Below are 12346 nucleotides of genomic sequence, written 5' to 3'. Positions count from 1 at the left end.
CGCTCATTAATAGCTAATATTTTCATAATCCATTTTTTTACGTCTTTTAATACTTCTAAGAAACTATTTGATTATCACATTTAATAAAAAAACGAGTAAAACGGAATGAAATAGTTTTACTCGTTTTTTATTATCTTATTTTTATCAGTCAATCATTGAATAGCCTCTGCCATGTATCGTTTGAATATATCTGTCTTTCTTCTCGCACTTTAACTTTTTTCTTACATACCCAATATATAAATCTACTACATTTGGATTTACTACTACGTTATATCCCCAAACTTGATTCAAAAGCATCTCACGGCTCAATATTGTGTTTTTGTTTTTAATTAAAAATACAAGTAAATCATACTCGCGCTTAGTAAGTGAGAGATTTTCGCCACCTTTTTTCACAATATTGCTAGATGCATCAACAAAGAGATCTTTAAACTGAAAAAAATTCATCTCATTTTGCTGGATATAGTCACTTCTCCTTAAAATTGCTTGAACCCTTGCTACTAATTCTTCTTTCACAAATGGTTTTCTTATATAATCATCTGCTCCTGCTTGTAGCCCTGCTATGCAATCCTTACTAGAAATATTGTCGGTCACAATAATGATCGGTGTCGTTTTAACAAGTCGTATTTGTCTGCAAATTTCTGGTCCCGATATACTTAATGAGTCCCAATCCAATATGATAATATCCCAATCTTGTTCATATATTATATTTAAACCTTGGTTTTCATTGTGAAGTTTTAAAATGAAATAGCCTTCTTGCGTTAGACCGCTTACAATTTTCTTTGCTGAAGACCGTTCATTTTTAATCACCAACACCTGCTTCACCGATGGTTCACCTCTACTTCAATATAACTTATTTAGATAAAAAATTATCCCCAAAAAACAATTTAAGATTTATAAATTTAAAACCCCTAATTAATCCACTAAAACAGTTTATTAGGAGAACTCTATATAATCTTACAATAGGTATGGATAAAAACACAAAACATATGAAGATTCAAATAAAGCGAAGTGTTAATTAAATAGAGATGTTCATCCCCCACTGCTTATGAGTCCTCACCAATCAGGCTTTTACTGGATAAAATTGTGATAGTTAAGGGATAACACACAAGATGCATTGATGATGTAATTGAAAGAACCAAGAAATTAGATACATTCTATTTTTAGAACCATAACTTTGCCACAAACAAAAAGAACCATAACCTCGCCAACCTGGCAAAATTATGGTTCATATCACAAAAATAAAAAAACCACCAAATATGTATTGGTGGAGACGGTGGGAGTCGAACCCACGTCCAAAAATATCGGCACTTAAGCTTCTACGAGTGTAGTCGATATATTAGCATTTCGCAAACTCTTCGGCCTATCGACAGGCTTCCAAGTTGCTAGTCTGATTGTTCTCTTCCTTCGCCCTCAGACGGCGAACTCCGGCGTAGTCCACTTAGTTTGAGTCCCTTACCCTACCACATGGACGATGGAGGGAGGAACCTTTAGTGCAATTAAGCAGCTAAAGAAAGATTGTTTTGTTTGCCAATTATAGGCTTTGACGTTTTAACGAGGCCGATCCCCTCGACTCGCAACCTAAGCTCGAACTATCCCTGTCGAATCCGTAACGTCCCCATGATAAAAATGGAGCATACGAAGAAAATATCGTGATAGCTACTAAGAGCTGTTTTTCAATGTGCAATAACCTTACATAAGTTATTATATCATACGCGCGCCGTTTTACAAATGTAAATATCTGTATTACATCTTTTGGCGATCACGGAACACGCGTGCAATTTCACGTTTCGCTTCTTTCTCTTTTAAATCATGACGTTTATCATATTGTTTCTTACCTTTTGCTAAACCAAGTGCCATCTTTGCAAATCCATTTTTCAAATAGATTCTAAGTGGAACTAATGCGTAACCTGTTTCTTTTGCAGCTCCCGCTAGTTTATCAATTTCTTTTTTATGAAGAAGTAATTTTCTCGTGCGAAGCGGATCATGGTTGAAACGATTCCCTTGCTCGTACGTATTAATATGCATATTATGAACCCATACTTCACCATTATGTATACGTGCAAACGCATCTTTCAAGTTCACGCGACCAGCGCGAATCGACTTAATTTCCGTTCCTTGAAGGACAAGCCCTGCTTCGTATGTTTCTTCGATGAAATAATCATGAAATGCTTTTTTATTTTGTGCAATAACCTTACCTGTACCTTTTGGCATATAACGTCCCTCCTCTATTTTTACTATTGTAACAAATGTAAACAAAAAGCGAAAGTGGCTCGTTCAGAATGTGAGGTGGATGGAGCTTCTGACCTTGAGGCGCCCTTTGCCTCTGGGGAAGAAGCGAAGTCGCCAAACATTCTAGCCACTGTAGCTGGATTACACAAAAAGCGAAAGTAGCTCGCTCAGAATCTTTGGACATTGGAACTCCCGACAGAGAAGCGCTTTTTGCTTCGTTCGAGGGAGTGAAATGACCAATAAAAAGAAAAACGGCCCCGCTTTTCATCAAAGCGAAGCCACTCTTTTCTTACTTACGCTTTTTCTTTTTCTTCTTGAATCCTGGTACGTTTTCAAAGAATCCTTTTTTCTTCTTGCCATTACCATCTTTTTTCCCTGGCTGACTAGCGGACGTGGATGCTGATGCGGATCCTCTTCCTGTGCTGTTACCTTTGCCACCACGGTCAAATTTTCTACCTGTACCGCGTTCGCCGCCGCGCTCATTACTGCGCTCGCTACGTCCACCCCGTTTCTTTCTGCCTGTTCTTGGCTGTTCGATAACGACTGGACGATCTTTGAACTTACGGCGAGGTGTACCTTTCATGCCAACGATTTCAAAGTCAATTGCGCGCTCGTCTTTGTTTACGTTAATAACACGAATTGTAATTTCGTCACCGATGCGGAATACGTTACCTGTACGTTCTCCGATCATTGCGAAATGCTTCTCGTCGTAACGGTAGTAATCATCCGTTAAGTAACTAACATGTACAAGACCTTCAATTGTATTTGGAAGCTCTACGAATAAACCGAAGTTTGTTACAGAGCTAATCATACCGTCATACTCTTCACCGATCTTATCGACCATATACTCTGCTTTTTTCATTTCGTCTGTTTCACGCTCTGCTTCAACAGCACGACGTTCCATATTAGAAGAGTGCTCTGCAATCTCTGGTAAGTTTTCACGCCATTTCGCTTGTGTTTCACTGTCGACTTTACCGTTAATGACGTATTCACGAATCAATCTATGAACGATCGTATCTGGATAACGACGAATCGGCGATGTGAAATGCGTGTAGAACTCAGTTGATAAGCCGAAATGTCCTAAGCTTTCCGAATCGTAACGTGCTTGCTTCATAGAACGAAGCATAACCGTTGAAATTACTACTTCTTCAGGCTGTCCTTGAACCATTTCAAGAATTTGTTGCAATGCACGAGGATGTACTTCATTCGCACGTCCTTTTACCGCATATCCGAAGTTCGTTACAAACTCGAAGAATCGCTCTAACTTATCTTCTTTCGGATCTTCATGGACACGGTACATGAATGGTACGTTCATCCAGTGGAAGTGTTCTGCTACGGTTTCGTTCGCAACAAGCATAAATTCTTCAATTAACTTTTCTGATACAGAACGATCACGCATTACAACATCAGTCGGTTTTCCTTCTTCATCTACTAATACTTTTGCTTCTTTAAAGTCAAAGTCGATTGCACCACGGCGCATACGCTTTTCACGTAAAATTTGTGCCAATTGGCCCATCTCTTTAAACATTGGTACTAACGGTTCATAGCGCTTGATTAACTCTTCGTCCTCATCTTCTAAAATGCTTCTTACGTCAGCATATGTCATACGCTCTGTCGTTTTAATCACACTTTGGAAAATCTCGTGTTTGACAACATCACCTAAGTTGTTGATTTCCATTTCACAAGACAGTGTCAGACGGTCTACTTTCGGATTTAATGAACAAATACCGTTAGATAGACGATGTGGAATCATTGGAATTACACGATCAACAAGATATACACTCGTCGCTCTTTCCGCTGCTTCAACATCAATTGGAGAACCTTCTTCAACGTAATGACTTACATCCGCAATATGAACACCAAGCTTGTAATTACCGTTCTCAAGCTTCGTTACTGTAACAGCATCATCTAAGTCCTTCGCGTCTGCACCATCAATCGTTACAATCATTTGGTCACGTAAATCACGGCGATCTTTCAAGTCTTCTTCTGAAATCGTTTCTGGTACACTGTTTGCATGCTCCATCACTTCCTCAGGAAATGCTAAAGGTAAATGATGTTTATGGATGACCGATAAAATATCTACTCCTGGATCATTTTTATGACCTAAAATTTGAATAACTTCACCTTCCGCACTTAAACGATTCTCTGGATAGCTCGTAATTTTAACAACTACTTTATGGCCTTCTACAGCACCCATGGATGCGCTTTTCAAGATGAAAATATCACTTGTCCAACGCTTATTGTCAGGTATAACAAACCCAAAGTTTTTCGATTCTGTATATGTACCAACTAGTTCTTTCGTTCCACGTTCTAAAATGCGTACAATTGAACCTTCTTGACGTGAACCACTTGATTGTGAACTTAGGCGTGCTAATACTGTATCACCGTGAAGTGCACCGTTTAATTCTGTAGGAGGAATGAAAAGATCATCATCTCCCGTTTTCTTCTCTTCTGGCACAACGAAAGCAAAGCCACGCGCATGTCCAATTAACTTACCACGCACTAAATTCATCTTTTCAGGAAGACCATAACGATTGCTACGTGTACGAATAACAAGTCCCTTCTCTTCCATCATTACAAGTGCCTTTACAAAATCTTTAAAGCCCTCAGAACCTTCAATTCCAAATGCCTCTTCTAACTCTTGTATCGTTAACGGTTTATACGCTTCTTCTCTCATAAATAATAACAACTTATCAATATTTTCTTGTATGATTTCTTCCAAGCAAAAATACCTCCTTTAAACCCTTATATTATTTAGTGTATCCGAAAGATGGGGGATGTATAAAGCGAAAATTCAATACTCCCCTAATGATTTTTTTACAGTTTCCATAAAAATTTCCTTATGAAAAAAAGAGGCAACTAGATCTTACCAATCTAGTTGCTCCAAGAAGTTATATACATCCTCATGTAGCTCGTCACGTTGCTTATCAAGTGTAATGACATGCGTAGAGTCTTCATACCATTTAATGTCCTTTAACGTTGATTCTACACCGTTATAAATAATGTTAGCACTATCCGTATTAATCATTTCATCATGACGCGCTTGTACAACAAACGTCGGTGCATAAATCATATCAACATTATTACGTACATCAGCAATTAGCTCTTGTAATGCTTTTAATGTATTCATCGGTGTCTGTTGGAATTCCAACATTTCTTGTTCAATTTGCTCTGGTGATTTTTGCTCACGCTTTTTATATTCGCGAGCATATGCCAATATACCTTGGTACATTGTTTCTTCACTCTTAATATACATCGGTGCACACATTGGTACCACACCTAAAACAGGGATTGTATATGCTAATTTCAGAGAAAATACTCCGCCTAGTGACAAACCAACGACAGCAATTTTCTCAAAGCCTTTATCTTTTAAAAGCTGATATGCCTCCGTTACATCTTGCCACCAATCTGTAGGACCTGTATGAACAAGTTCTTCTGGTGGTACGCCGTGTCCTTTATAAATTGGCGCATGACAAGTATAGCCTTTCTTTTCTAAGAAACGCCCTAACATACGTACATCAGCTGAGTTTCCTGTGAATCCATGTAGTAATAAAACAGCGCGGTCTCCACCCTCAAATGTAAATGGTTTCGGAGATGCTAATTTCATCATGTACTTCTCCTCTTTCTCTTCTGTAATCTAGTCGTATTCTTTCTATATCTTAGTGTACCATATTTATATTTCTATAATCTAATTAGAAACTTTTTTCAAATAACAAAATAAAAAAAGAAGAACCATTAGTACAAACTACTAACGCTTCTTCTTTCAATTCTATAAGTTTAAGTACGTAACAGCAATTGTTAATACAAAGAACAATACAGCTAAAACAATTGTAATACGGTTTAATACCGCTTCAATTCCACGTGCTTTTTGCTTACCAAATAATTGCTCTGCACCGCCGGAAATTGCACCTGAAAGGCCTGAGCTATTACTAGACTGCATAAGTACCATAACAATCATTAAAATCGATACAATAATAAGTAAAACGGATAATAACGTATGCACTTGGCGTACCTCCTACAAAGATTCAGTTATTTTAACTGTAGCATAAATCCTATAGAAAAGCGAGAGCTATAGAGTCGCTCTCGCTTTTCTTCTATTACATAAACATCATTGCAAATAACGGTCCGAGCAAACATGTCAAAATTGCTGTTAATGTCATTGTTACCGATCCAATAACACCTTCATGTTCGTTATTTTTCATTGCTCTCATAACACCCATAATATGAGAAGCACATCCAAATCCGATACCTTTACCAACCGAGTTTGTAACGCGGCTCCATTTTAATAAAATTGGACCTGTAATCGTTCCAGTAATACCTGCGATAACTACGAATGCCGCTGTTAAGGATGGAACACCACCAACTTGTTCAGAAACGCTCATCGCAACCGGCATTGTCACTGATTTTGGTAATGAAGATAAAATTAAACTTTTATCTGTTCCCATAAGTGAGGCAATAGCAAAATCACTCGCAATCGCAACTGTTGTACCTACTAATACTCCGCCCGCAATCGGTACAACATATTTTTGCAGCACATGACGTTGTTTGTAAAGCGGGATTGCAAATGCTACAACACCTGGTCCAAGTAACTTCGCAATCCAGCCACCACCGCTTTCCATATAATGTTGATATGGTATATCAAGCACAATAAATAAGAAAGCCATTAATCCTGTCGCTACAAGCATTGGAATAGTAAATGGTGTTGGAAATAATTGATAGATTTTTTTAGATAATTGATATAATAGCACCGTAAAAAGAACCCAACCGATTCCGGTTAATATTTGACTCATCACGACTCTCTTTCCTTTCTATTCGCAAGATATTGCCCTGTATGTCCTGCGACAATGATAATTAAAAACGTACTCGCTACAACTGTAATGAAAAGAGAAATTCCTTTACTCATAAAAAAAGCACCGTAATTCATTAAGCCAAGCGTTGGCGGAATTAATAAAAACGGCATAATAGCGACGAGTGTTTCCGCTCCTAAATCAAACCATTTCACTGGAAGTACTTTTAGGCTAAGTAAAACAAGTAAAAGAAACATCCCAATCAAGCTTCCTGGAATTGGAATATTCAACATTTCTTGCACCCAAGTTCCAACCATATAAAACACATAAAGAGCAGCAATTTGGACAAGGATCTTTGTAAATTTCATGTTCATCATCCCTCATGTTTATACGATCTTCTGTTAATATCTTTATCATAGTATAAATTGTAAAAAGCTGCAATTTATCAACTTGACAGCAAAAACAGCCTATGTTATACGCTTACAACCTTGATATGACTGCATTTCCAAACAAAAATTACGTCAAAAACATTGACCTAATATAAAAAGTTTTTATTTTCTGAATTTCCGATACTATTATTTCAATAAAATAATCTTTTTATCCTTAAACTTACATATATATAAAGTGAAACTTTAATCAATGAGGGTGTCCTCATCCCTATTGATTATTAGCCCTCACCAAGCAAGTTTGTACGGGATAAACAAGATAGGTGGTGAACATATGCCCAAAAAAGTTCTTATTTTTTGTGATCCTGGAATCGATGATACGATGGCTCTCCTCTTAGCATTCTTTATCGATGAAATAGAAATAGTCGGTATCGTTGCTGATTACGGCAATGTTCCAAAAAAAATGGCCGTAGAAAATGCTCATTTTCTTACAAACGAAGTAGAGGGTAGAAATATCAAAATCTTTGGTGGATCAGAACGGCCAATTACTGGTGCCCCTCCTGCTTTTTTTACAGATGTACACGGGAAACAGGGACTCGGCCCAATTATTCCAAAGGAGAATGTGACTAACGAAGAAATGGAGAATTTTTTTGAAGTTATTCCTCTTATTGAACAGTATAAAGATGAATTAATCATCGTAAGTTTAGGAAGACTTACCTCCCTAGCAATTTTATTTATCGTATGTAAACAATTAATGGAGCAAATTAAATCTTTCTACGTAATGGGCGGTGCTTTTCTCCATCCTGGTAATGTTACCCCTATTTCCGAAGCAAACTTTTATGGCGATCCTACTGCCGCTAATATAGTCCTTCAATCCGCAACTAACATGTACATATACCCATTAAACGTCACCCAATACTCCATCATTACACCAGAAATGGCCGAATACATCGAGGCAAAAGGAAAAGCTCCACTTGTCAAACCGTTATTCGATCACTATTACTACGGATATTATAAAGACGCCCTACCACATTTAAAGGGCAGCCCCTTCCATGACACAATACCAATACTCGCTTTACTTGATAACGCTATGTTTACATATCACAAATCACCTATCGTTGTCATGACAGAATCTTATGCACAGGGGGCAAGTATTGGAGAATTTCGCTCTTTAGGAGAATCTAAACCATTTATTGATTGGCCGAGTCATCAAATAGCAATTGATTTTGATTATAATCGCTTCTTCAAACATTTCATGTCATTTATGACGGGCGAACAATTTTAGCATAAAAAAACAGACCGTGATTTCTCACGGTCTGTCGTTTATTTTCTACAATTATCGTTTGATGTTATAGAAAGATTTGATACCATCGTAAACAGCGATTTCGCCTAATTCGTCTTCGATGCGTAATAATTGGTTGTACTTAGCAATACGGTCAGTACGGCTCATAGAACCAGTTTTGATTTGGCCAGCGTTAGTTGCAACTGCGATGTCAGCGATTGTAGCATCTTCAGTTTCACCAGAACGGTGAGATACAACTGCTGTGTAACCAGCACGTTTAGCCATTTCGATAGCTTCGAAAGTCTCAGTTAAAGTACCGATTTGGTTAACTTTAATTAAGATTGAGTTAGAGATACCTTTTTCGATACCTTCAGCAAGTTTTTGAGTGTTAGTTACGAATAAATCGTCACCAACTAATTGTACTTTATCACCGATACGCTCAGTTAATAATTTGTGACCATCCCAGTCGTTTTCGTCTAAACCATCTTCGATAGAGATGATTGGGAAGTCTTTGCAAAGCTCTTCGTAGAAATCAACCATTTCTGCAGAAGTTAAGCCAGTACGGCCTTCGCCTGCAAGGTCATATTTACCAGTTTCTTTGTTGTAGAACTCAGAAGAAGCAACGTCCATTCCTAAGAATACGTTCTCGCCAGCTTTGTAACCAGCTTTTTCGATAGCTTCGATGATTACTTCTAGAGCTTCACGGTTAGAACCAAGGTTTGGAGCGAATCCACCTTCGTCACCTACTGCCGTATTAAGACCTTTGTCATGTAATACAGCTTTAAGTGCATGGAATACTTCAGCACCCATACGGATTGATTCTTTGAATGTTGGAGCACCAACTGGTAAGATCATGAACTCTTGGAAGTCTACGTTGTTATCAGCGTGAGAACCACCGTTGATGATGTTCATCATTGGAGTTGGTAATTGTTTTGCATTGAATCCACCAAGGTAACGGTATAATGGAAGACCTACGAAGTCAGCTGCTGCATGAGCTACTGCCATAGATACACCAAGGATAGCGTTAGCGCCTAGTTTACCTTTGTTTGGAGTGCCATCTAATTCGATCATAGCACGGTCGATACCAGCTTGGTCAGTTACATCGAAACCAGCGATTTCTGGAGCGATAATTTCGTTAACGTTGTTTACTGCGTTAATAACACCTTTACCAAGGTAACGAGATTTGTCACCGTCACGTAATTCTACTGCTTCGTGCTCACCAGTAGATGCACCACTTGGTACGATAGCGCGTCCGAAAGCGCCGCTTTCTGTGTAAACTTCTACTTCTACAGTTGGGTTACCACGAGAGTCAAGGACTTCGCGAGCATAAACATCAATAATTGTTGACATAATAAATTCTCTCCTTTTTATATAAGCAAATTATTTAATAATTGTTTTACCTGTCATTTCTTTCGGTTGTTCCACATTTAAAAGTGTAAGCATTGTTGGGGCGATATCTCCTAAAATACCACCTTCACGAAGCTCTACATCATTTTTTGTAACGATGAAAGGAACCGGGTTAGTTGTATGAGCTGTCATAGGCCCGCCATCAGCAGTTAACTCCTGATCAGCATTACCATGGTCAGCAGTAATAAGTGCTACACCATCTTTTGCAAGAATCGCTTCTACAACTTTTCCTAAACATTCGTCAGTTGCTTCTACTGCTTTAATTGTTGGTTCCATCATCCCAGAATGGCCAACCATATCACAGTTCGCAAAGTTAAGAATGATAACATCATGTTTATCATTTTCGATTTCATTTACTAAAGCGTCCGTTACTTCGTAAATGCTCATTTCAGGTTTCAAATCATACGTTGCAACCTTTGGTGAGTTAATTAAGATACGCTCTTCTCCTGGGAATTCAGCCTCACGACCACCGCTAAAGAAGAATGTAACGTGCGGATACTTTTCAGTTTCCGCGATGCGAAGTTGCTTTAATCCCGCTTGCGCAACAACTTCACCTAAAGTGTTATCAAGGTTCATTGGCTTAAATGCCACGTAACCATCTACAGTTTCACTGAAGTGTGTCATACAAACGAATTCAGGAATGTGAGGTACTTTTTCACCACGATCGAACTCACGGAAGTCTTCGTTTGTAAATACACGAGCAATTTGAATTGCACGGTCTGGACGGAAGTTATAGAAAATAACTGCATCATCATCATTGATTGTTGCAACTGGCGTGTTATCTTCGTTAACAATTACAGACGGCAATACGAATTCATCATAGATACCGTTCGCATAAGAGTCTTCTACACACTCTTCTGCTGATTTATAAGTAGGGCCTTCACCATTCACCATAGCACTGTAACATTTTTCTACGCGATCCCAACGCTTGTCACGGTCCATGGAGTAATAACGACCAGAGATAGTCGCGAATTGTCCTACACCTGTTTCTTTAATTACTTCATTTGTTGCATCGATATAACCTTTTGCTGTTTGTGGTCCAACATCGCGGCCATCTAAGAACGCATGGATATAAACTTTCTCCACGCCTTCTTTTGCTGCTAAGCGAAGAAGAGCAAACATATGGTTCATGTGACTGTGCACACCACCGTCAGAAAGTAAACCGAATAAATGAAGAGCAGTACCTTTTTCTTTCACGCTTTTAATTGCATTTTGGAATGTTTCGTTCTGATCGAACTCACCTTCACGAATTGCAACGTTTACGCGTGTTAAGCTTTGGTATACGATGCGGCCAGCACCGATATTTAAGTGACCAACCTCAGAGTTACCCATTTGACCTTCTGGAAGACCTACTTCCTCACCACAAGCTGTAAGCGTTGTATGAGGGAATTTGTTCCAGTAACCATCAAAATTAGGTTTCTTAGCTTGTGCTACAGCATTCCCATGAGTTTCTTCACGAAGTCCGAAACCGTCAAGAATGATTAAAGCTGTTGGCTTTCTCATTTTACCGCCCCCAGAAGACCTAAGAACGAAGCAGGCTCTAAGCTAGCACCGCCAACTAAAGCGCCGTCGATGTCAGATTGTGCCATATACTCTTTAATGTTTTCTGGTTTTACGCTACCGCCGTATTGAATACGAACAGCTTCTGCAGCTTCTGGAGAAACAGCTTCTGCAACAACTTTACGGATGTGCGCACATACTTCGTTTGCATCTGCAGAAGAAGATGATTTACCTGTACCGATAGCCCATATTGGCTCATAAGCGATAACAGTTGCTTTAACTTGCTCTTCTGTTAAACCTGCAAGTGCTTTTGTCACTTGACCTGCTACTAGATCAAATGTTTTTCCGCTTTCGCGCTCTTCTAAAGTCTCACCACAACATACGATTGGTGTTAAACCATGTTCAAATGCTGCAAGAGTCTTTTTGTTTACTGATTCGTCTGTTTCAGCAAACATTTCACGACGCTCAGAGTGGCCAAGTACTACGTAGCCTACTTTTAAGTCGCTAAGTGCTACTGGGCTAATTTCGCCAGTGAATGCACCATTTTTTTCGAAGTGCATGTTTTGTGCACCTACTTGTAAGTCAGTTCCTTCAGTTGCTGCTACTAAGCGCTCTAAGAATAGAGCTGGAGAGCAAACTACTGCATCAACAGCTGAAGCTGCTGGGATTTGACCTTTAACTTCCTCTACGAAGCTAACTGCTTCAGATAGAGTTTTATTCATTTTCCAGTTACCTGCGATAATTGGTTTACGCAT

General features: G+C 38.8%; 11 protein-coding genes and 1 other RNA gene. 1 reads left to right on the top strand and 11 read right to left on the bottom strand.

Annotated features, from left to right (window positions below):
* Positions 1-144: 144 nt before the first annotated feature.
* The 8 genes from A6J74_RS18910 to A6J74_RS18870 form a co-directional block, all read right to left on the bottom strand.
* Positions 145-822 (bottom strand): response regulator transcription factor, encoded by a 678-nt coding sequence (locus A6J74_RS18910; RefSeq protein ID WP_000815822.1) that lies wholly within the window; start codon positions 820-822, stop codon positions 145-147.
* Between the two features lie 440 nt (positions 823-1262).
* Positions 1263-1617: a transfer-messenger RNA gene (ssrA, locus tag A6J74_RS18905) on the bottom strand.
* A 126-nt stretch (positions 1618-1743) separates the two neighbouring features.
* Positions 1744-2211 (bottom strand): SsrA-binding protein, encoded by a 468-nt coding sequence (smpB, locus tag A6J74_RS18900; protein ID WP_001123917.1) that lies wholly within the window; start codon positions 2209-2211, stop codon positions 1744-1746.
* 307 nt (positions 2212-2518) lie between these two features.
* Positions 2519-4906: a ribonuclease R gene (gene rnr, locus A6J74_RS18890; protein ID WP_370115456.1), complete on the bottom strand. Its 2388-nt coding sequence runs from the start codon at positions 4904-4906 to the stop codon at positions 2519-2521.
* A 189-nt stretch (positions 4907-5095) separates the two neighbouring features.
* Entirely contained in the window at positions 5096-5836 is a 741-nt protein-coding gene (gene estA / locus A6J74_RS18885) for a carboxylesterase (RefSeq protein ID WP_000761983.1), read from the bottom strand.
* A 162-nt stretch (positions 5837-5998) separates the two neighbouring features.
* Complete coding sequence (gene secG / locus A6J74_RS18880; RefSeq protein WP_000557263.1) at positions 5999-6232, bottom strand: preprotein translocase subunit SecG; 234 nt, start codon at positions 6230-6232, stop codon at positions 5999-6001.
* A 94-nt stretch (positions 6233-6326) separates the two neighbouring features.
* Entirely contained in the window at positions 6327-7019 is a 693-nt protein-coding gene (locus A6J74_RS18875; RefSeq protein WP_000078356.1) for an LrgB family protein, read from the bottom strand.
* Positions 7019-7384 (bottom strand): CidA/LrgA family holin-like protein, encoded by a 366-nt coding sequence (locus tag A6J74_RS18870; RefSeq protein ID WP_000673221.1) that lies wholly within the window; start codon positions 7382-7384, stop codon positions 7019-7021. The genes A6J74_RS18875 and A6J74_RS18870 overlap by 1 nt, the downstream gene beginning before the upstream one ends.
* A gap of 352 nt (positions 7385-7736) precedes the next feature.
* On the opposite strand from A6J74_RS18870, the gene A6J74_RS18865 reads away from it, so the two are divergent.
* The gene (locus tag A6J74_RS18865) at positions 7737-8687 is read left to right on the top strand and encodes a nucleoside hydrolase (RefSeq protein WP_001125061.1); all 951 of its coding nucleotides are present in this window, start codon (positions 7737-7739) and stop codon (positions 8685-8687) included.
* 51 nt (positions 8688-8738) lie between these two features.
* On the opposite strand, the gene eno is transcribed toward A6J74_RS18865, so the two are convergent.
* Genes eno through tpiA form a run of 3 tightly spaced genes read right to left on the bottom strand, consistent with a single transcriptional unit; the run spans position 8739 to position 12346 of the window.
* Entirely contained in the window at positions 8739-10034 is a 1296-nt protein-coding gene (eno, locus tag A6J74_RS18860; RefSeq protein ID WP_000103945.1) for a phosphopyruvate hydratase, read from the bottom strand.
* Between the two features lie 30 nt (positions 10035-10064).
* Positions 10065-11594 (bottom strand): 2,3-bisphosphoglycerate-independent phosphoglycerate mutase, encoded by a 1530-nt coding sequence (gene gpmI, locus A6J74_RS18855; RefSeq protein ID WP_001231145.1) that lies wholly within the window; start codon positions 11592-11594, stop codon positions 10065-10067.
* A complete protein-coding gene (gene tpiA, locus A6J74_RS18850; protein ID WP_001231042.1) occupies positions 11591-12346 on the bottom strand; it encodes a triose-phosphate isomerase in 756 nt (251 codons plus the stop codon). Before tpiA ends, gpmI begins: the two co-directional genes overlap by 4 nt.

Source organism: Bacillus sp. FDAARGOS_235, assembly GCF_002073415.2.
GTDB classification, from domain to species: Bacteria; Bacillota; Bacilli; order Bacillales; family Bacillaceae_G; genus Bacillus_A; species Bacillus_A toyonensis.
Note: the sequence above shows the minus strand (reverse complement) of the source record. Positions and strands in the feature narration are given on the sequence as shown.

Excerpts from the sequence above, each read along its gene's own strand:
- smpB (WP_001123917.1), bottom strand. The coding sequence starts at position 2,211 with ATGCCAAAAGGTACAGGTAAGGTTATTGCACAAAATAAAAAAGCATTT.
- rnr (WP_370115456.1), bottom strand. The coding sequence starts at position 4,906 with ATGAGAGAAGAAGCGTATAAACCGTTAACGATACAAGAGTTAGAAGAG.
- estA (WP_000761983.1), bottom strand. The coding sequence starts at position 5,836 with ATGAAATTAGCATCTCCGAAACCATTTACATTTGAGGGTGGAGACCGC.
- A6J74_RS18875 (WP_000078356.1), bottom strand. The coding sequence starts at position 7,019 with ATGAGTCAAATATTAACCGGAATCGGTTGGGTTCTTTTTACGGTGCTA.
- A6J74_RS18870 (WP_000673221.1), bottom strand. The coding sequence starts at position 7,384 with ATGAAATTTACAAAGATCCTTGTCCAAATTGCTGCTCTTTATGTGTTT.
- A6J74_RS18865 (WP_001125061.1), top strand. The coding sequence starts at position 7,737 with ATGCCCAAAAAAGTTCTTATTTTTTGTGATCCTGGAATCGATGATACG.
- eno (WP_000103945.1), bottom strand. The coding sequence starts at position 10,034 with ATGTCAACAATTATTGATGTTTATGCTCGCGAAGTCCTTGACTCTCGT.
- gpmI (WP_001231145.1), bottom strand. The coding sequence starts at position 11,594 with ATGAGAAAGCCAACAGCTTTAATCATTCTTGACGGTTTCGGACTTCGT.
- tpiA (WP_001231042.1), bottom strand. The coding sequence starts at position 12,346 with ATGCGTAAACCAATTATCGCAGGTAACTGGAAAATGAATAAAACTCTA.